Below are 21,379 nucleotides of genomic sequence, written 5' to 3' on the forward strand. Positions count from 1 at the left end.
GAGACGGCTCAATTATATTGGCAGGAACAAGTGCTGAAGAGCTAGGCAAAGAGAACTGGAAAATCGTAAAGCTGGGTGATAAACAACTGGATCAGCTGATTGAAAAACTAGACATTAAGATTTATCCGAATCCTGTATCTGATTACTGCTATGTTGAGATTGGTTTTGACTTTAAGGAAGCAGATATTTTGCTGTATGATATGGGCGGAAGACAGCTCCAAACACTAAAAACCAAGAACAAAGTAACCAAGATCAATACACAGAACCTGATTCAGGGAGCGTACTTAGTGACTATAAAAACAGATACGAATAAAACGGCGAATGCTAAATTGATTAAAAAGTAAATACAAATGATAAATATATTAAAAAAAATCTTCTTTATAAGTACAATACTTCGCTAAAAACCTCACGTCGCAATCTTCAACAGGTTATGTTTTTGTTGTGTAAAAAAAATTATATGAAAAAATTTTATTTTGTTATCTATTTGTTTTTTTTGTCGTTACGTGTTTTTTCTCAGGAATTTTCCAAAATTGTACCAGTAAATCCCAACGTAGCTTCGCTATTTAAATCTACAATAACCCCTGTTAATGAATATAGCGGCTTAGCCAATGTTTCAATTCCTTTATACACTGTAACAGAAGGTGCTATTACCGTACCTCTTTCTTTAAGCTATAATAATAGTGGAATTCAGGTTTCGGAAGAATCAGGAATTGTAGGCTTGGGATGGACTTTAAATACAGGTGGTGCAATAACAAGAATGGTTAATGGGAATGATGATTTTAATACTTCAAGTGTCGGTTATTTACGGCATGGTAAACGGTACCCCGACCCTTATATTTTTCCTGAACCTGATGCTTATTTCGATCCAAATCAATACGGTCTTGTTAATGCAAATTCGGAGTGCAAATTTTTGGTAAACGGTAATCTTACAAGTTTCGATCAAACTATTTTTCCATATTATTATCAAGACTACGATTTTATGCCGGATGTATTTTATTATAGCTTTAACGGCTATTCTGGATCCTTTGTATTGGATTCAAACGCAAATGTTGTATTGATGAAAAAAGAAGGCTTGAAGATTTTAGTAGATAGGTCTGGTGGAAGCCAATCAGTGAAATTTACAATTACAACGGAAGATGGAACAATTTATGAATTTAACAAAACTGAATTCACTAATTTTTCGGGTACTGGTCTTGGTATCCAAGGATATACCTCTTCTTGGTATCTTTCAAAAATTACTGACATTTCAGGTAACCATATCGATTTTATATATGAAAATAAGGAAAATATAGTTCCTTTACGATCATTTACCCAAAACTTTGAAATTAAATCCTGTATTCATTTCCCAGCTCTTAACGATTCTAGTCAAGATTGTACAAATCCGATAGCAAGTTTTAAAGAATATGCTGGTCCCTATACTACCATTGAAGGGATTTATTTATCTGAAATACATTTTAGTAATGGAAAAGTAAAGTTAAATTATTCGAATTACAATGTCAGAACTGATTTAAAAGGATATTATTTAAATTCAATTGAGATTAAAGATAATACAAATAATATTGTCAAACGAAATGATTTTAATTATTCTTATTTTGGCAATATTAGTAATGGAGGTTCAAAAAGCCTGACTCAAGGGGATTATTCACAATCGATATATTCTTTGGGTAGTGAATCGCATCTTAACCTTAGGCTACGATTGGATAGTGTGACTGAAGATTCTGTAAAAACCCATAGTTTTGAATATAACTCTGGTTATAATAATTATGTTCCCAATAAGACAACTTTAGATCAGGATTATTGGGGGTTTTACAACGGAGCCAATAACACCCGATCTTTTATTCCATCAGTCAATCCTAATATTTCGGGATTTCAACGCAGTTTTTTTGTTGCAGCCAATAGAGAACCTAATGATGTTCATGCAAAACTTTTTAGCCTGAATAAAATTACCTACCCAACAAAAGGCTCAACAGTATTTGATTATGAGACAAATACTTTTGACAAAATACAACTTGCAACCCAGACAACCACACAATCGATAACAGCTAAAGCAGACGAAACAACTCCATACACTGTATCTGTACCATTTACACCCCAAATACCTTTTAGAATTGTAGCTTCCTTTGTTCTTCAGGGATGGAACTCATCCATGTCCCCAAATAAGCCTTATGTCAATTTCCCAACCACTTTTAATCTTAAGCTTAAAAAAGCTGATGGTACGGAGTTAAGGTATTATTACTTCCCGTCCGATGTAGGAAATCAGCAGTGGAATAATGTACCAGGGAGCTCTTATGCTGGGTATGTATATCCTGCTGAAGAATTTGGCACACAACAGCATCCAATTAGTGGTAATCAATTTATACTCGAAGCCTATTTTAATGATCAAAATGGATTGTTAATGGGCGTAGCTAATATAAGGGCAAGTTGGGATGAACTTGTATCATCCTATTATTCGAAAGGTGGCGGGTTACGTATTAAGTCAATTTCAGATTCTGATTCAGACGGCAGTTTGAAAATGAAAAGAGCATTCAACTATCATTATATAAACGTGATAAATGGACAGACAGTCCAGAAGTCTTATGGCAAATTACACACTTCGAAAGTAAGATACGAACGTGAACATTCTTATACCTATAGCGGACAAATTAATAATCAAGTAAGAAATCCTGTGATAGTTGGTAGTTCAAATTCTATTAACGTTTTTTCAAAAGATGCCGGCAGTTATGTTGGTTACGACCAAGTGGAAACTGTTTACGTGAGCGATAATGTTAATAATGGGAAGCAAATTAAAAAGTTTTACAATGTAACAGATGATTTGCAAGGCTTGTCTACTCCACTAATTAAGGGTCGAGACGATTACTATCGTTTTCCTACCTTGAAAAGTCCTCGCAATGGACTGAATTATATGACGGAAAACTACAAGCGGCAAGGGAATTTCTATAGTTTGGTTAGTAAGATTGAGAATGATTACGATATCAATGGATTTTCTGCATCTAATTTTGACCTTCATACATTGTATCATAATTCTGATTATATTATTGGTGCCAAAAAAGAAAATTTTGCTTTGGCGGACGGTAATTATATGGGTTGTGGTTATTTTCAATTTCAATTATATCCATATTATTCCAATTTAATCCAGCAAACAGCTATAAGAGAAACTTTATATGACATTAATGGACAAAATCCTGTTTTAAATGGGCAAAAATTTTATTATGAGAATGGGATGCATCTTCAAAAAACAAGAATTGAATCCACTTATAGTTCAGGCGAAGTTTTAGAAACCAAGATTTACTATCCCGACGATATTTCATCTACGGCAAGTTTAGCTGAAGGTGGCAATTTAACATCCTATGAATATACGCAAATTGATCGATTAAAGGCCGATGATTTACATCGTATAGCGACTCCTATACAAACTGTTACTAAAAGAAATGGTCAGATAACATCAATTCAACGTAATTTATTTAAAACGGATGATGGCATTGTGCTTCCAAGCTCTGTTTTATCTTACGATTTACAAACCCCAACAACTTCATTCACAGAAGTCACCTATGATCAATACGATGTAAAGGGCAATTTGTTGCAATACACGACGAAAGACGGCATTCCCACTGCCATTATCTGGGGATATAACGGTACTCAGCCGATAGCCAAAGTGACAGGAGCTGCTTACGCACAAGTGAGCAATCTGGCAACTGCAATTATTACTGCTTCAGATCTTGATGCTTCGAATCCTTCTAGCGAACCTGCATTGATTAATGCATTAGATGCATTCAGAAAAGATTCAGGTTTATATAATTACCAAATCACAACTTACACTTATGATCCATTAATCGGAGTGACGAGCATCACCCCACCGTCAGGAATCAGAGAGGTTTATTTCTATGATTCTGCTAACAGATTGAAAGAAATAAAGCAGCAGGAAATAGATGTAAACGGAAATGTAGTTTATAAACTGCTGAAAGAATACCAATACAACTACAAACACTAAGACACGATGAAAAAAAAATAATTCCTATAAGTGCTTTATTAATCTCAGGTTTGGCACAAGCACAGCTCAGCACGGCAGAAAACTATGTGTACAGCAAGACTTATCTTGATTATACTGGAACTACGCCAACAAAAACGGCAGAAACCGTTCAGTATATGGATGGTTTGGGAAGACCCAAACAAGTCGTGAATATTAAAGCTTCACCATTAGGCAGAGATGTGGTTACCCATATCGAATATGACGGTTTTGGAAGACAGGTGAAAGACTATCTTCCTATACCTCAGAGTGGAACAATGAATGGTGCTATTGTGCCAACACCCCTTGCCAATGCCACACAAACCGACATCTACGGATCAGAGAAAATATATGCAGAAAAAATCTTAGAGAACTCACCACTAGACAGAATCCAACAGCAGATTCAGGTAGGAAACGACTGGACTAATAAACCTGTAAAATTTGATTATGATGCCAACGCAGCTAGCGACTATGTAAGAAAATATGAAACTACTACGACATGGGTTGAAGGCAGAACGCAAACCGCTGTTCAGCTCCTTCAATATTTCCAGCCCTCACAGTTATACAAGAACACCATAACTGATGAAGACGGAAACAAAACCATAGAATTCAAAAACGGACAAGGGCAGACTCTTCTCGTGAGAAAAGTTCTGAGTGCTACAGAAAATGCAGATACCTATTATGTGTATAACGAATATAATCAGCTCGCATTTGTTATTCCGCCATTAGCTTCGGCACCTACGATAGAACCATCCACCGTAGAAAACCTTTATTATCAATACCGCTATGACGGTAGAAAACGTTTGGTAGAAAAGAAACTTCCCGGAAAAGGATGGGAATATATGGTGTATGATAAAGCAGACAGGCTTATTCTAACCCGAGATGCGAATTTGCAGCAGCAGGGAAAATGGCTCATTACAAAGTATGATTCATTTGGCAGAGTGATTTATACAGGGATTATTGCAGGAGGAGCAAGAGAAAGTATACAGAGCCAGGCAGGAAATCAGGTGGTTATAGAAAGTACAAACGGCAGCTTCACAAAGAACGGCATGCAGATCTATTATTCTAACGGAATATTTCCCAACCTTGAAACCGTGTTATCGGTAAATTATTATGATATTTATCCTGTAGGAAGCCCTGCAATACCGACCCAAGTTTTGGGACAGAATATCCTGCACGAAAATGCACAGCTATACAACATCAGCACAAAAAGTTTACCTGTTGCTTCTTATGTAAAGAATATTGAGGATGACAATTGGACAAAGAACTATACATGGTATGACACCAAAGGAAGGCCTGTTGCAAGCCATTCTGTCAATTATCTGGGAGGATATACCAAAACGGAATCTTTGCTCGATTTTTCGGGAACTCAGCTACAGGCAGTTACAAAACACAAAAGGTTGGACAGCGATACTGAAAGAGTGATTACTGAGAATTTCACCTACGATCATCAGAACAGGTTGAAAACGCACACCCATCAGATTGATAACAACCCGGGTGAATATTTAGCTCAAAACGAATACAATCCGCTCTCACAACTAAAAACTAAAAAAGTAGGCGGTACGAGTTTGGGAACTGGACTTCAGACTATAGATTACGCTTACAACATCAGAGGATGGATGACCAAAATCAATGACCCTGCTAACTTAGGTAACGATCTTTTTGGATATAAAATAAAATATAATGAGAGGGAAGGCTTAGAAACTCCTGATGCTTTAGACGGAACATTAAAAGTGATTCCGAGATTCAATGGGAATATTGCCGAAGTAGATTGGAAAACGGCAACAAATCCTAATGACAATCTAAGAAGATATGGGTACGTTTATGACGGATTAAACAGACTAAAGGCAGGGTTTTATCAGAATGGAGTAAATCCTGGAGCGAATGAATTCTTTGAAAAAATAACCTACGATCTTAATGGAAATATCACTAACCTCAAAAGGTCGGAAGGAATGTTATTGGGCAGTGCAACTGCAATGACCATTGATAATCTTGATTATAATTATACAGGAAACAGGCTCAATACGGTTACAGACCTCTCGGGTCAATACAATGGCTACCCTGATACATCAGGAAATCCGATTAGTTATGACTTGAATGGAAACATGTCTACAAATAAAGATAAAGGTATTTTAGGAATCAGCTATAACATATTAAACCTTCCTAGTAGAATTACCTTTTATGCAGGGTTGTCATTAAGAAGCGGAATTATCAGAAATAATACTACTCATACCTATCGTTCAGATGGAGTGAAGTTAACGAAAATCTACAAATTTGCACCCTACAATCCTATGGGTACAGCAACTGAGTTATCTACTGAAACAACAGAATACTTAGACGGATTCCAATATAAGACAGGATCAGTGGTAATGCTTGGACCTAGGCCAATTGGTCTTAGAGCAGTATTAGAATTTCGTCCTACTTCTGAAGGCTATTTTGATTTTGTAAAAAATAAGTATATTTACAATTACACAGATCATTTGGGAAATGTGAGATTAAGCTACCGAAGTAATGATAGTAGCATACAAGTTATTGAAGAAAATAATTATTATCCTTTTGGGTTGAAGCACGAAGGATACAATGCTTTAGCTGGAAACCCAAGTTATCAGTATAAGTACAATGGGAAGGAACTTCAAGAGACCGGAATGTATGATTATGGCGCAAGATTTTATATGCCGGATATCGGAAGATGGGGCGTTGTTGATCCGCTAGCGGAGAAGTATTTTAATTTTTCACCATTTAATTACACTGCAAATAATCCTATTCTTTATATTGATCCAGATGGAATGCAGCTTGATTTAAGTAATATTATGAAAAAAGGTAATGAAGAGCAATACAAAGCTTTTGTTTTCTTTGCTAGGACTAAAGATGGGCAAGCTTTTTTATCTAAGTATATGGAAAAGGGACAGACTATTACTTATGGAGGAAAAACAATTTTTGAAGCGAAAGCAAATGGTGAGTTTCATAATAATGGAATTGATTTATCATATGGAGTTAAAACGGATTCATCTGTAGGAGCATCTACTACAGGTAAAATGAGAGACGAACAAGGTAAAGTCTCAATTTTGATTTCAAATAATGCATATGGCGATTCTGGAAGCCAATTTTTTAATAACTTAAGACAGATAGTACATGAATCTTTTCTTCATGCTGATTTGGAGGCTAATGACCTCATAGATGATGGCTATACAAACTCAAGTAGTATTCCAAAAGAATACAGAAAATACGATACTTGGAGTTCCCAACATGGACAACATTATTATATTCAAAATGAGTATTTGAAAGATCCTAAAAATAATAAAGTAAATACATATACTAAAGAAGGTTTTCAAATTTTAAAACAAGCTAATGAAGCTTTAAAATTAAAACTAGGTGATTCTAAAATAAAAAAAGAAATGTGGAATTTTAACGGTTCTATGATAAAAGTAGATGGAAATGGAAATTTGAAACATAAAGATCAATAGTATTATGAAAATAATTAATTTTATAATAACCTGTATGTTGTTATTATCTTGTAATAACGAAAAGAAACAATATATTGAATTAACATTGGGATCCAGCATGGATCCCAATGAGCCAAGGATTGGAATTCTTATTGATGATAAAGATTCTCTCTATATGTGTAAGGAAATTATAGGAACAACTAATAAGAATACTAAATATGAATATTTCAAATCGACTAAAAGAATTGATTTCTCATTTTTCAAACAAAATGTTTTAAACTCATTTGATACCTTATCAACATTTAGAAGCGTTCCTGACGCCCAATCAAAGCAGATAAATTATTACTTAAATGGACAAAATGAAAAATTTAGGTTTTATTCCCATGAATTATCGAAAAAGCAAGAAAAAATTATTGAAGATTTAATATTGCTACAGCAATCAAAAACATTTGTAAAAATACCACATTATAATTTTTCAAAAGAGTTACTGTATGAAGTAACGCCGCTTCCTCCACAATAATTATAAGTACAACGGTAAAGAACTCCAAGAGACGGGAATGGTTGCAATGGATTGGCGCCATTATATGCCAGATATTGGACGTTTTGCAGCTATGGATCCTCTAGCAGGAGTAATTCCTAGTTGGACACCTTATCGTTTTACCTTTAATAATCCTGTTTATTTTTCAGATCCTAGCGGTTTACTTGAAAGAGGACCTGAAATGCTTTCAGATTGGATTAAGAATTTATCAACTGGAGAATATAAATTTGATAAAAATGTTACAGGCTATGGAGATACTCCTTTGGGATATGAATATGTAGGTCCAACAGGATCTTATACTAATGCAAGTGGAGATGTTGTAAACTTATTAGCTAATGGCGAGAAAGAAACTCAGATACAGGAAGTTTCAGTTATAGGAAAGAAAGGTGGCAGTGGCGCATTAGATTATCTTAATTTTTTAAATGACAGAGCAGGTGATACTTCGGACGTATTAGCAAGTAGAAGATGGCAAGGAGGATCTTTTAGGGTTTTTAGTAATAGAAATGTTAGTTTACAAGGGTTTTCTCCTTTGTATCGAGCTGATAACTTTGGCGCAAGAGGGCTCACAAGGAGCAGGTATTATAATGTGTCTAAGACTTTGAAAAAAGGATCTGTGATTGCTTCTGTTACTTTAGGAGTAATAGAAGTTGGAAATGGCGTAGCAGAAGCTGGAGTGTCAGCTGGAGCTGTAATTGGCGTTTGGTTTGGTGGTGTAGGTGCAGGTCCCGGCGCCCTCGTAGGTGGAATCATCGGAGGTGTACTTGGAAGTTGGGGTGGCTCAGAATTAGGTGAAGCAGGAGTAGAAAAAGCATATGAATAAAATGCAAGATATAGAAATCAAATTAAGTAAAAAGAAATTAATATTTCTTTTATTATTGGCAATAGGGTTTGTTATTATTAGTTCGTTATTTATTATAAATCCCTCTTATTTTGTGAGCTTTATAACACGTAGTGAAAAAGTAATCTTTTTAATTGGTGTTTTAGGAACTGTAGTATTTGGAATTGCTTCCATATTATTATTTATAAAGTTATTTGATAATAAACTTGGATTAGTTATAAATAAAGAAGGAATACTAGATAATACAAACTTTAGTTCTATAGGTTTGATAAAGTGGGTTGATGTTACCAATATTAGAATAGAAAAAGTTATGTCAACAAAGTTTTTATTAATTGAAGTTATTAATCCTAATGAGTACATAGAAAAAGCAAACACAATAAAAAAACTCTCATTAAAACAAAATATGAAAACTTATAACACCCCTATAACTCTGACATCTGTAGGGCTTCAACATAGTTTTGAAGACTTGAGTAAAATTATATTTGAGTCTTGGGAAAAATACAAAAGCCAATCTATTTAATTTTAGCACCCCCTCGCTACCGCACGATTGCATCGTGTGGTAGATAATAAAAAAACCCATCGCAATTGCGATGGGTTTTTTTATTATAAAGCAGCAATATTTTTCTGCAGATAATCTTTAAAACGTTTTTTGGAAACGAAAGTTTCAATGAGTTTTAGGAGAATGTTTTTTTCTTCGGTGTCGAGTTCGTTGATGAGTTTTAGCTGTTCCAGAACTGCGGTATCTTCCATAGAAACTTCGTTGGGAACATTATTTTTTTCATTGAAGAAAATAATATCGTCAACGGAAATCCCGAAATGTTTAACGACAAAAACCAATTTATCAGCAAGCATAATCGCTTCAATGATAAATCAATGACAATTCGCATTATGAGGATGCGTGCTGTGATCTCCCGGCAAATGACATTCGCCTACATTGTCTTTTGAAATGGTCATTGCTTCAGCTCTTGGTGAGATGTAAGGGATTCCCAATTCTAAACCTCTCAGAATAAATAATCCTCCCAAAATAATCATAATCATAGGAATTGCTTTTAAAATCTTTAGTCTGAAAGCCTGATTCATCAGGTTTCCGACCAAAACTACTGCAAACATGAACGGAAGGGTGCCTAAACCAAATAAAGCCATATATGAAGCCCCTTGTAAGATTCCTCCGGCTGCTAAGCTTGCCGTTAATGCCATGTAAACCATTCCACAAGGAAGAAATCCGTTGAGAACTCCTGTGGTGAATCTTGAGCGGTAATCTGCTTTCTGTAAAAGTTTTCCTAAGTTTGATTTTACTGAAAATAGAAATTTAGATAAAAAAGGAATTTTTGAAGCAAAGTCTTTTCCTCCAAATGAAAATAAAGCCATTACAATTAATAAAATTCCGACAGCAATTGTTAAATACTGCTGAAATCCTGCCATTTCAAATCCCTCACCAATAATTCCTAAAATTCCACCTAATAATGAATAGGTGAAAATTCTTCCGAACTGATAGGTTAAGTTTTGAAGATAAAAATTGGTCGCTTGTTTTTTGGTTAATCCCATCGACAAAGCAATCGGGCCGCACATTCCGATACAATGGAAACCGGAAGCAAAGCCTAAAGCAATCGCCGATACCACAAATGCTATTTCCATATTACATCATAATCGAGTCGGTAGTCTGTCTTGTTGGTAGTCCACATCAATCGCAACGTATAATTTCCTTTCGTTAAAACTCTTGCAGGAATAAAAAATGACTGATTAGCGTCAAGTTGCTCAGATCTTTTGATGTCTAAATTCTGATCGTCTGATCTGTTCAGCACAAATTTTATGTTTGAATTTGCGTTGTTGATATTTTTTGGGAAAGTCAATTTAATTCCCTCCGCATTCTGAGAAAAGGCTGGCTTTTCTTTAATGGTATCTGCTCTTTTCTTAGCATCGATTACCGATTGGTATTCTAATTCTTCTTCGTAATACTTATCAGTTACCATTTCCGAGTTCTTCTGTCCGTTCGGAAATAAAAACAGCATTGATAAAATAAATATAATAAAAGAACCGAGCGCCAAAAATACGCCGTGTCCCCAAGTGAAATTTTTCATTCCTTAAAAAATTTAAAATTGTAATTTAAATGGTCCTTCAAAATAAGTCTCATAAGAATCGATAAGCTCGCCCTTCATATCGTAAACTCCGATTTTGATGTTTTGCTTAGACAGTTTCATGGCATTTTCCGGGAAGCTGATGTTGATGGTTCCCTTGGTAATCTTATCTCTGGCAACCGTAATTTTGCTTGATGCACTGTAGCTGATTTCACCTTGTGCAGGTTCAATGACTTTGATGGTCACGATTTTTTTATCGTTGGTTTTATTCAGGAAGGTATAGTTGTAGGTATTGGTAATTTTTCCTTCTCTTACAAAGAATGTGCTTCCGGCTGGTTTAATGAATTTTGCTTCCATCTCGCCACGGCTTGACAGTAAATATCCTAAGAATCCTACCAAAAGAATAAGAACAACCGCAAAGCCTTTCATTCTTCCGGTAAATTTGTAAGGTTCTCCGGTTTCTATTTCTTTTTCTGATGCGTAACGTACAAGACCTTTAGGCAAACCTACCTTTTCCATCACTTCATCACAGGCATCGATACAAGCAGTACAGTTGATACATTCCAACTGCTGTCCATCTCTGATGTCGATTCCTGTCGGGCAAACTACTACACACTGGTAACAGTCGATACAGTCACCTTTTCCGGCAACTTTTCTGTCTTCACCTTTTCTCCATTTAGAACGGTTCTCACCTCTGTTGAAATCGTAAAATACGTTGATGGTTTCTTTATCAATTAAAACACCCTGTAATCTTCCGTAAGGACAAACCAATGTACAAACCTGTTCTCTGAACCAAGCGAACACAAAGTAAAATGCTGCGGCAAAGAGAATCATTACAATAAAGTTGGTTGGATGTGCAAATGGCCCTGCTGATATAATCTCTATGACCTGCTCATATCCTACGATGTACATAAACATGAAGTGGGTAATGATTAATGAAATCACGACATAAATCGACCACTTTAAACTTCTCTTCCAGATTTTTTCGCTGTTCCATTCTTGTCTGTCCAGCTTCATCTGCTTGTTTCTGTCTCCTTCAATCAGGTATTCTATTTTACGAAATATCGATTCCATAAAAATTGTCTGAGGGCATATCCACCCGCAGAAAATTCTTCCGAATGCAATCGTAAAAATAATAATGAAAATAAGAGAAGCAATAGCTCCTAAAGTAAGGATGAAAAAATCTTGTGGATAAAAAGGCTGTCCAATGATGAAAAACTCTCTATCGATAACATTAAACAGAAAGAAAGGATTGCCATTGATTTTGATGAATGGTACTGTAAAATAGACGATTAGTAAGAAGTAACTTACAAAGTCTCTGTAGTTGGTATATTTACCTTTTGGTTTTTTTGGAAAAACCCATTTTCTCTTTCCGGATTGTTCCATTGTGCCTATAGAATCTCTATAGGTTTCAGGATCTAAAACCTGTCCCTGTCCGCCGCGCAGAATATCTTCTTCTTTATCTGACATTATAGTTTGGTTTTATTTAAAAAAAGAAAAAACATAATTCGTTACTATTTTTTAATTTAATAACAAATTATGTTTAATCATATATTTTCAAGTTTTAATTACTTTTTCTCCCACTTAGCTTCATCACCATAAGCTGGTGCTCCGCCTTTGTCTGTTGTAATTGGTGGAAGTTCCTGGTTGATGTGGTAAACGTAAGCAGCAACATTCTGAATGTCTGTTCCGGTTAATACTCCGTTTTTACCCCAAGCCTGCATTGCAGTTCCTGTTACACCATTTTCTACAACGTGGAATACGTTTTTGAATAATGTTTTCTCAGGTTGGTTGTGCCAGAAGTTATCTGTCAGGTTAGGACCGATACCTCCTTTACCACCGTCTGAGTGACATGATACACAGTTGCTTTTGAAGATTTCTTCACCTGCAGCGATGTTATCTTCAGAAAATACAGCTGTTTCTATTGTTACAGGCGGCTGGCTCTTGTTGTATTCTTCGATAGATGCCATTTGCTCTTTATACTCAGCATCATATTCGCTCAATGGGTGAGCAAAGTCTGTGAAAGAATATGCACAAATATACACTACACAAAATACAGTTCCGAAGTAGAATAATCCTAACCACCATTTTGGTAATTGGTTGTCTAACTCCATAATCCCGTCGAAACCATGGTCAATAAGGATATCTTTTTCTTCTGTATCAGACTGCTTTTTGAAAGCTGCGTCATACTGTCTCTTTAAGAAAGGAATTTTCTTTTCAGATAAGTACGCTGCTTTTTCTGCGTCAGATAATTTTTTGAATTTATTATTTTCAATCAAATCTCCGATTGCACTGTGAATGTATGCCAAGATTGCACTGATTGCTACAGTTCCCCAGAAATAAGGTGAAGCTAAAAACGAGTAGCTTTGAACAAATAAATAATAAAAAACTATAAGAAGCCCCATTATTATCAAGATGTTTACAAAAACCGGTGTTCTTTGTTTCATAAGTGAATGTTTATTGTTTTTAAATGTCATATGAAATCACCATCGTCAAAATGTTATTATCAATAACTAGGCTAACGGCGATTTCATAATCAATAATAGTTTAATCTTTTAAATTAAAATCATCTTCATCATCCCCAAGAGGTGCGTTCTCTTCTTCTCTGTAATATTTTTTAGGCCTGCTAAAAACATAAATGATCAAAGCGATGAAGAACAACATAAAGAAAATCAGAGCCAAAGTTTGATACAAACCTGCATTTTCCGTATTGGATAATATATCTTTAAAGTTCTGAGGAATCATGAGCTTTTAATGTTAGTTATTACTAGCTGTTTTTATTTCAGTAGTTTTAATATCTGTACCCAATCTTTGTAGGTAAGAGATCAAAGCTACAATTTCCTTCTTCTCCAATTTTACGTCTGGTCTTTTAGCGTATTCCGCTTTCAAGTCAGCTGCTTCAGAGTAGATGTCTTTTACAATTTTTGCAGCCTGGTTGTCTGCCCATTTATCTGCAGAATCAATTTGAGCTTTTGTATAAGGTACATCAAAAGTATTCTTCATCAACTTCATTTTGTCAACCATTTTAGATCTGTCTAGATTAGTTGCAATCAACCAAGGGTAACGAGGCATGATAGAACCTGCAGAGGTAGATCTTGGGTTATACATGTGTTTGTAATGCCAAGAACTTGGGTTTTTACCACCTTCTCTATGCAAATCTGGTCCTGTTCTTTTTGACCCCCAAAGGAAAGGTCTGTCGTAAACAAATTCCCCTGCTTTAGAATACTGTCCGTTTTTACCGTTAAATCTTACAATCTCGTCTCTGAATGGTCTTACCATCTGAGAGTGACAAGCGTTACAACCTTCACGGATATATAAATCTCTACCTTCTAATTCTAACGGTGAATAAGGCTTCACTGCTGAAATCGTCGGCACACTTTTCTTTAATGATAGGGTAGGAATAATCTCTACCATACTTCCTATTGAAATGGTTAGTAATGACAATACAGTTAACAACATTGGCATTCTCTCTAACCAAAGGTGGAAACCTTCTCCTTCTTTACGTTTGTTCCCGATATTTGCCAAAGCTGGTGCTTCTGCAGGAACTTCTTTTTGGAATGATCCCTGTCTAACAGTTTTCCAAACATTCACAACCATTAATAAACCACCCGAAAGATAGAATAAACCTCCTAAGAATCTTAATTTGTAGTAAGGAATAATTGCCGTTACAGTATCCAACCAGTTTTTCCATAATAATGTTCCATCTGGGTTGAATTGCTTCCACATTAGACCTTGTGTAAATCCTGCGATGTACATTGGTACTGCATAGAAAATGATTCCTAATGTACCTAACCAGAAATGCCAGTTAGCTAATTTTACAGACCACATTTTTGTTCTCCACATAATCGGTACCAAGTAATAGATAACACCGAATGCCATGAAACCATTCCATCCTAATGCTCCTAAATGTACGTGACCGATAACCCAGTCTGTAAAGTGACCAATTTTGTTGATGTTTTTTGTTGCTAAAAGTGGTCCTTCAAACGTTGCCATACCATAACAAGTAACTGCAACTACGAAGAATTTCAAAATAGGATTTTCTCTTACTTTATCCCAAGCTCCTCTTAGTGTAAGAAGACCATTCAACATCCCTCCCCAAGACGGTGCGATTAGCATAATTGAGAAACCAGTTCCCACTGCCTGCGCCCATGCTGGTAAAGCTGTATACTGAAGGTGGTGAGGACCAGCCCAAATATATACGAAGATCAATGACCAAAAGTGAATAATCGATAATTTATATGAAAATACAGGTCTGTCTGCTGCTTTAGGCAAGAAATAATACATTAAACCTAAAACCGGAGTCGTCAATACGAATGCAACCGCATTGTGACCGTACCACCATTGTACGATAGCATCTTTTGCTCCTGCATATGCTGAATAAGATTTCCAGCCAGAGAAAGATAAAGGTACTTCAAGATTGTTGAAGATGTGAAGCATCGCTACGGCAACCCAAGTTCCAAGATAGAACCAAATGGCTACGTAAAGGTGTCTTACTCTTCTTTTCTTAATGGTTAAAATCATGTTTACACCGAAGATAATCCAAGATACGGCAATCAAGATATCGATTGGCCATTCGTGCTCAGCATATTCTTTTGAAGTGTTGATCCCCATAAAGAAGGTGATGTACGTAGCTACAATCATGAACTGCCAAGTCCAGAAATGAATCCAAGACAGCGTGTCGCTATACATTCTTGTTTTTAATAATCTTTGTGTAGAGTAGTAAACTCCTACATAAACGATATTACATACAAATGCAAAGATTACTGTCGAGGTGTGCAGCATTCTTATTCTACCAAAACCAAACGCACCGTGTGTGTTGATCAAACCTTGTATGTTACCAGATGATAAACTGTTTATCGTTGTATCATCAGTCCCGAAAAAGAATTCAGGAAGCTCAGGGTAGAAAAGCATCAAAGCTGCTGTCAGCCCAAACACGAATCCTATAATCCCAAAAACTATGGTCGCGTATAGGAATGCCCGAACAATACTGTTGTCATAACTAAACTTTTGTGTCTCCATATTAACTATTCACTTTTTTCTTCAAATTTATTACTTTCTCCTTTTTCACTTTTATCGTTCTTGTTGCCAGAATCTTCTTTCTCCTCCTTTATCTCATCATCAAAAAGTATTCTTACAGCCGGTGACTCATCGTCCTCAAACTGTCCTTTTCTGGCGTTAACTATAAAAACGATCAGGAAAACTGCAGCTAAAGAAACACTGCATAAGATCATTAAATATAGAATATCCATTAGACAACAAAATTAACCTATTTTCGGGGTTCAAAATTAGTGAAAAATAATGACATTAATCACGAAATACGGGCTTTGGCTAATTTAAAATCAGTCTAAATAAGGGCTTTTAAGCGGTTTTTCGGAAATATTTGCGACCCAGGATCCAGGTCGAAAGTGTAGTAAATGAAATGACGGTGATGGAACTCAGTGGCATCAAAATGGCAGCAAATAATGGTGACATGTGACCGGTAACTGCAAAGCTCAAACCAACAATGTTGTAAAGAAAACTGATTACGAATGTCAATTTTACAATCGTCATTGATCCTTTGCAAACATTCAGGTAATTGTCTAATTGTGAGACTTTTTCACCGTTCATAATCACATCAGAAGATGGTGTAAAGCTGTTGGTGTCATCAGAAATGGCAATTCCAACATTGCTTTGTTTTAGGGCTCCGGCATCGTTTAATCCGTCACCTAACATTGCGACTTTCATTCCGTTGTTTTGTAGGCTTTGGATGAAGTTTAATTTGTCCTCGGGGCTTTGGTTAAATGCCATCGAGCTCACATTTGGGATGATAGCTTTTAGCTGACTTTCTTCTGAAGAATTATCTCCGCTTAAGATGAAAATCTTGTACTGAGCGATTTTTTTAAATAAATTTTTAAGGTTTTCTCGGTATTCATTTTTAAAGATAAACTTCCCGATAAACTCGTTATTCTTGCTGATGTAGACAGCGGTCTCCAGGTTTTTAGATTCCTGATTGTTGTATTTTGCGGAACCGATTTTATATAAATTGCCTCTTACGTTTGCTTCGTAACCTTTTCCTGAAATCTCAATAAATTGTTCAACCGGAAAATAATCATCATTAATTTCAATGAAATCGTACAGTGATTTTGAAAGCGGGTGGTTTGAATTCTTTAATAAAGTTTTGACATTCATTAAATCAAATTCCTGGATCTCAGGGCCTTCAAATTTGATGTTTGTCTTTTTTCTTTCGGTGATCGTTCCTGTTTTATCAAAAACGATGGCGTCTAATTTTGAAATTTTCTCAATCGTCAGCGTATCTTTTACATAAAATTTATTTCGACCCAAAATTCGCATGATGTGACCGAATGTAAACGGGGAAGATAATGCCAATGCGCATGGACAAGCAATAATCAGAATCGCTGAAATCACCTGGAACATTTTTTCTAAATCAATAAATGACCAGTAAATTCCTGAAATAACGGCAATTCCTAAAATGATAAACGTGAAATATTTACTGATGTCGTTGATCAGTGTATCTAATCCTGTTTCGTGTTTTTTGAAAGCTTCTTTATTCCAAAGCTGAGTTAGATAACTTTGGTCTACGTTTTTAATGACTTCTAATTCAAGAGAAGATCCGACTTGCTTTCCTCCGGCAAAAATTTTATCGCCAGGTTGCTTGCTGATACTTTCGCTTTCTCCGGTAATAAAACTGTTGTCGATGTTTCCTTCACCGTTAATCAAAACCGCATCCACCGGAATGATTTCCTGATTTCTAACTAGAATTCTGTCGCCAATTTTAATTTTAGAAAGCAAAATGTTTTGCTGTTTTCCACCGAAATCAACTTTGGTAACTGCAATCGGATAAAAAGATTTGTAATCTCTGTCGTAAGAAAGTGAACTGTACGTTCTTTTCTGGAACATTTTCCCTAGTAGCATAAAGAATAGAAGTCCACATAATGTGTCAAAATATCCCGGACCGTAATCAGTCATGATTTCATAAACACTTCGTCCGAATAACACGAAAATTCCCAAAACAATCGGAACATCAATATTGACGATTTTGTTTTTTAAACCATACCAAGCGGATTTATAATAATCTGAAGCTGAATAGAATACAACCGGAAGTGAAAGTAAAAACATTAGCACACGGAATAAACCTTTGTAATGTTCCATCCAAACGTCTTCGCCACCAATATATTCTGGAAAGGCCAAAAACATTCCGTTACCGAATGCAAAACCTGCAATCGCTAATTTTACTAAAAGAGATTTATCTAAATGATCTTCGTTTTTGTCAGCAGTTTCTAAACTTATGGCTGGTTTGTAACCTAAATTAGTTAAAAAGTTAGCTAATTCGCTTAATTTTAAATCGTTATGGTTGAATGAGATCTGTAAGTTCTTTCTTGTGAAATTGACCTGAGAATATTTAATATCTTTATGAAGCGTATGAAGACTTTCTAAAAGCCAGATACAAGAAGAGCAGTGAATCACCGGAATTTTAAATGTGACCAAACTTGTGTTTCCTTCTGAAAAATCAGTGATTTTTTCAAAAATTTCTGGCGTGTCGAGATAATCAAACTGTGAAGAATTTTCGTCGTTCGGGCGGATTCCTGCACGCTTATTTAATTCGTAGAAATTAGTTAGATTGTTGATATTCAGAATTTCGTAGACTGATTTGCAACCATTGCAGCAAAAAATTTTCTCGTCAAAAGGAATTCTCTCCTTTTCTATGTCTTGTCCACAATGAAAACAGTTCTCGCTCACCTTCATAAATTATTGACTGACAAAATTATAACAATTTTTTTGTTTATCGAGTTTAAATGTTCTATTTTTGTGATAAATGTCATATTAAAATGTCGCAGGAACAACAGATTGCTATTGAAGAAAGATTTGCCAGGGTTTTTAACGATAAATCCTTCAAAGAAAGGCTTTCCAATACTGATTTTGAAAGATACTTAGGTGCAAAAAAGAAGATGAGTTTTCAGAAACACGACATCATTTTTGATGATGGTGAAATTCCGAAAGGAGTTTATTTTTTGGAAAAAGGAGCTGCAAAATTGTCGAAGTCTGGTTCTTTTGGGAAAGATCAGATTTTAAGATTTATAAAAGAGGGTGATATCATCGGATATCGTGCTTTGCTTTGTGGTGAAAACTTTCAAGCTAAAGCAGAGGCGATGACTGATGTAGAATGCACTTTTTTACCTGCAGATGTTTTTATGGATCTTCTTGAGGTTGATCCTCAGCTGTCATTCATCATGCTTCAAAAAATAGCCTATGAGTTGGGAGAATCTTCAAACACCATTACATTTTTAGCTCAAAAAACAGTTAGAGAAAGATTGGCGGAGATTTTAATTCTTTTAGAGCAAAAATTAGGTACAGATCCTGAAGGTTTCATCAAAATCTCATTAACAAGAGAAGAGATAGCAAACATTATCGGTACTGCAACAGAAAGTGCCATCCGATTGATTTCTGAATTTAAAGGAGATCAGCTCATAGAAGTAGACGGAAGAAACATTAAAATTCTCAATCACGATAAACTCATGAAACTCGGTCACGTAGTTTTATAATCATTCAATATACAAGTCGGCGGAAGCCGACTTTTTAACTTATAAACAATACATATATTATGTCTGTTCATTCTGAAATCAAAAGAGTTACCACTGAAACCTTACGAAAAATGAAATTCGATAAGGAGAAAATAACCATGCTTACCGCTTACGATTTTACCACTGCGAAAATGGTAGATGCCGGCGGAATTGATGCCGTGCTCATTGGCGATTCGGCAGCTAATGTTATGGCGGGTTTTGAAACTACATTGCCTATTACTTTAGATCAAATGATTTATCATACTCAAAGTGTTGTGCGTGGAATAGACAGAGCTTTGATTGTGGCTGATCTTCCTTTCGGAACTTACCAAAGTAATCCTGATAAAGCATTGGAATCATCAGTAAGAATGATGAAAGAGGGTGGTGCTCACGCCATAAAAATTGAAGGTGGAAAAGAAATTTCAAAATCTATAAAGAAAATCATCAATGCCGGAATTCCTGTAATGGGACATTTGGGATTGACACCGCAGTCTATTTATCAATTCGGAACTTATAAAGTGAGAGCGAAAGATGAAGAAGAGGCTGAAAAATTGATTAGTGATGCAAAGCTTTTGGAAGAATTAGGCTGTTTTTCTATTGTTTTAGAAAAAATTCCTGCAGATTTGGCTAAAAAAGTTTCAGAAAGCATTACGATCCCAACTATTGGAATTGGGGCGGGTCCTGACTGTGACGGGCAGGTTTTGGTATATCATGATATGGTAGGAATGAACAAAGGTTTTTCACCAAAATTCTTAAGAAGATATTTAGATTTATATACAGAAATCACCGGAGCTGTGGCACAATACGTGAAAGATGTGAAAAGTGCTGATTTCCCTAATGAAAAAGAAAGTTACTAATGAGAAATAATTTACAAATGGCACAGGGGATTATCTCTGTGTTGGCAATACTTTGTCTGGTTATTGGATGGTTTGGAATGTTTTCGCCGGAAGTCAACGAGATCATTTCAAGAAAATTATTTTATCTTTTAATAGGGTTGAGTTTTGTTTTGCAGGCTCCATTGCTTTCTAATGCGAAATTTACATATCCTATGTACGGAGCGGCTGCATTATGTATTATCGGAGCTTTTCTTCCCGTAGAATCTGATTTTTCATTTATAAAAACAGTTGGTTTGCTTGGTGGAGTGATTATTTCGTTTACCAATAGATCTGTGAACCGTCAGTAATTATGAAGGAACAAATCGTTTATGAGGATAACCACCTTTTGGTCATCAATAAAAAAGTTGGGCAATTAGTACAAGGCGACAAAACTGGAGATGAGTCTCTGCTGGATTCCATTAAAAATTATATTAAAATAAGAGATAACAAGCCTGGAAATGTTTTTCTGGGCTTGGTTCATCGTATCGACAGGCCGACTTCGGGTTTGGTAATTTATGCTAAAACTTCAAAGGCACTTTCCCGTTTAACGCAAATGGTTAAAAACAGAGAGGTCAAAAAAACATATTGGGCGGTTGTTCCTAAAGAAATGATTCCTCAAACCCAAAGATTGGTTCATTATCTACAGAAGAACGAGAAAAATAACAAAGCAATTGTTTTTACCAAAGTGACTGATGGCGCAAAGGAAGCAATTCTTACTTATAACATTATAAAGACTTTAGATAATTATCATCTTTTGGAAATTGATCTTGAAACCGGAAGGCATCATCAGATTCGTGCTCAGTTATCAAAAACAGGAGTTCCGATTAAAGGTGATTTAAAATATGGTTCGCCACGTTCAAATCCTGATGGCGGAATAAATTTACACGCAAGAAAATTGGAATTTGTACATCCGGTTACTAAGGAAAATATTGAAATTATTGCTCCGGTTCCACAGAATGATACGATTTGGAGAGCTTGTGAGAATTCAATATAGTGGGATTAATTAAGTTTCAAAATCAATTAATAGTCATAATGTCTATTAATATTTT

General features: G+C 35.6%; 19 protein-coding genes. 10 read left to right on the plus strand and 9 right to left on the minus strand.

Features of this window, described 5'->3' with window-relative positions:
- The first annotated feature begins 17 nt into the window (after positions 1 to 17).
- The 6 genes from EAG08_RS22150 (at position 18) to EAG08_RS12535 (ending at position 9,342) form a co-directional block, all read left to right on the plus strand.
- Positions 18 to 344: a T9SS type A sorting domain-containing protein gene (locus EAG08_RS22150; RefSeq protein ID WP_228446551.1), complete on the plus strand. Its 327-nt coding sequence runs from the start codon at positions 18 to 20 to the stop codon at positions 342 to 344.
- A gap of 113 nt (positions 345 to 457) precedes the next feature.
- On the plus strand, positions 458 to 3,988 hold the full coding sequence (locus EAG08_RS12515) for a hypothetical protein (RefSeq protein WP_129535729.1): 3,531 nt from the start codon (positions 458 to 460) through the stop codon (positions 3,986 to 3,988).
- Between the two features lie 50 nt (positions 3,989 to 4,038).
- Positions 4,039 to 7,467 carry a DUF6443 domain-containing protein gene (locus EAG08_RS12520; RefSeq protein ID WP_228446552.1) on the plus strand — a complete coding sequence of 1,143 codons (3,429 nt, stop codon included), beginning with the start codon at positions 4,039 to 4,041 and terminating at the stop codon, positions 7,465 to 7,467.
- A gap of 34 nt (positions 7,468 to 7,501) precedes the next feature.
- Positions 7,502 to 7,966, plus strand: coding sequence for a hypothetical protein (locus EAG08_RS12525; protein ID WP_129535731.1), 465 nt, complete (start codon positions 7,502 to 7,504; stop codon positions 7,964 to 7,966).
- Positions 7,967 to 8,012: 46 nt separating this feature from the next.
- On the plus strand, positions 8,013 to 8,804 hold the full coding sequence (locus tag EAG08_RS12530) for an RHS repeat-associated core domain-containing protein (RefSeq protein ID WP_228446553.1): 792 nt from the start codon (positions 8,013 to 8,015) through the stop codon (positions 8,802 to 8,804).
- Between the two features lies 1 nt (position 8,805).
- The gene (locus tag EAG08_RS12535) at positions 8,806 to 9,342 is read left to right on the plus strand and encodes an STM3941 family protein (protein ID WP_129535733.1); all 537 of its coding nucleotides are present in this window, start codon (positions 8,806 to 8,808) and stop codon (positions 9,340 to 9,342) included.
- A gap of 83 nt (positions 9,343 to 9,425) precedes the next feature.
- Here EAG08_RS12535 and EAG08_RS12540 read toward each other — a convergent pair whose 3' ends face one another.
- The 9 genes from EAG08_RS12540 to EAG08_RS12580 form a co-directional block, all read right to left on the minus strand.
- Positions 9,426 to 9,674, minus strand: a complete 249-nt coding sequence (locus EAG08_RS12540) for an XRE family transcriptional regulator (RefSeq protein WP_129535734.1) — start codon at positions 9,672 to 9,674, stop codon at positions 9,426 to 9,428.
- Positions 9,675 to 9,692: 18 nt separating this feature from the next.
- The gene (locus EAG08_RS12545; protein ID WP_129535735.1) at positions 9,693 to 10,457 is read right to left on the minus strand and encodes a sulfite exporter TauE/SafE family protein; all 765 of its coding nucleotides are present in this window, start codon (positions 10,455 to 10,457) and stop codon (positions 9,693 to 9,695) included.
- A complete protein-coding gene (locus tag EAG08_RS12550) occupies positions 10,448 to 10,900 on the minus strand; it encodes a FixH family protein (protein ID WP_129535736.1) in 453 nt (150 codons plus the stop codon). The genes EAG08_RS12545 and EAG08_RS12550 overlap by 10 nt, the downstream gene beginning before the upstream one ends.
- Positions 10,901 to 10,912: 12 nt before the next feature.
- A complete protein-coding gene (gene ccoG, locus EAG08_RS12555; protein WP_129535737.1) occupies positions 10,913 to 12,367 on the minus strand; it encodes a cytochrome c oxidase accessory protein CcoG in 1,455 nt (484 codons plus the stop codon).
- A gap of 98 nt (positions 12,368 to 12,465) precedes the next feature.
- Positions 12,466 to 13,344: a cbb3-type cytochrome c oxidase N-terminal domain-containing protein gene (locus EAG08_RS12560; RefSeq protein WP_129535738.1), complete on the minus strand. Its 879-nt coding sequence runs from the start codon at positions 13,342 to 13,344 to the stop codon at positions 12,466 to 12,468.
- A 100-nt stretch (positions 13,345 to 13,444) separates the two neighbouring features.
- A complete protein-coding gene (locus EAG08_RS12565; protein WP_129535739.1) occupies positions 13,445 to 13,642 on the minus strand; it encodes a cbb3-type cytochrome oxidase subunit 3 in 198 nt (65 codons plus the stop codon).
- Positions 13,643 to 13,654: 12 nt separating this feature from the next.
- Positions 13,655 to 15,916, minus strand: coding sequence for a cytochrome-c oxidase, cbb3-type subunit I (ccoN, locus tag EAG08_RS12570; protein WP_129535740.1), 2,262 nt, complete (start codon positions 15,914 to 15,916; stop codon positions 13,655 to 13,657).
- A 5-nt stretch (positions 15,917 to 15,921) separates the two neighbouring features.
- Positions 15,922 to 16,146 carry a cbb3-type cytochrome oxidase assembly protein CcoS gene (ccoS, locus tag EAG08_RS12575; RefSeq protein ID WP_129535741.1) on the minus strand — a complete coding sequence of 75 codons (225 nt, stop codon included), beginning with the start codon at positions 16,144 to 16,146 and terminating at the stop codon, positions 15,922 to 15,924.
- 109 nt (positions 16,147 to 16,255) lie between these two features.
- A complete protein-coding gene (locus EAG08_RS12580) occupies positions 16,256 to 18,634 on the minus strand; it encodes a heavy metal translocating P-type ATPase (protein WP_185145162.1) in 2,379 nt (792 codons plus the stop codon).
- A gap of 89 nt (positions 18,635 to 18,723) precedes the next feature.
- On the opposite strand from EAG08_RS12580, the gene EAG08_RS12585 reads away from it, so the two are divergent.
- Genes EAG08_RS12585 through EAG08_RS12600 form a run of 4 tightly spaced genes read left to right on the plus strand, consistent with a single transcriptional unit; the run spans position 18,724 to position 21,324 of the window.
- Positions 18,724 to 19,437 carry a Crp/Fnr family transcriptional regulator gene (locus EAG08_RS12585; RefSeq protein ID WP_129535743.1) on the plus strand — a complete coding sequence of 238 codons (714 nt, stop codon included), beginning with the start codon at positions 18,724 to 18,726 and terminating at the stop codon, positions 19,435 to 19,437.
- A gap of 59 nt (positions 19,438 to 19,496) precedes the next feature.
- Positions 19,497 to 20,312, plus strand: coding sequence for a 3-methyl-2-oxobutanoate hydroxymethyltransferase (gene panB, locus EAG08_RS12590; protein WP_129535744.1), 816 nt, complete (start codon positions 19,497 to 19,499; stop codon positions 20,310 to 20,312).
- Complete coding sequence (locus tag EAG08_RS12595; protein WP_185145163.1) at positions 20,312 to 20,638, plus strand: hypothetical protein; 327 nt, start codon at positions 20,312 to 20,314, stop codon at positions 20,636 to 20,638. The genes panB and EAG08_RS12595 overlap by 1 nt, the downstream gene beginning before the upstream one ends.
- On the plus strand, positions 20,638 to 21,324 hold the full coding sequence (locus EAG08_RS12600) for an RluA family pseudouridine synthase (protein ID WP_129535745.1): 687 nt from the start codon (positions 20,638 to 20,640) through the stop codon (positions 21,322 to 21,324). The genes EAG08_RS12595 and EAG08_RS12600 overlap by 1 nt, the downstream gene beginning before the upstream one ends.
- The last annotated feature ends 55 nt before the right edge of the window (positions 21,325 to 21,379 follow it).

Origin of the sequence: Chryseobacterium sp. 3008163 (genome assembly GCF_003669035.1) — a bacterium.
Lineage (GTDB): Bacteria > Bacteroidota > Bacteroidia > Flavobacteriales > Weeksellaceae > Chryseobacterium.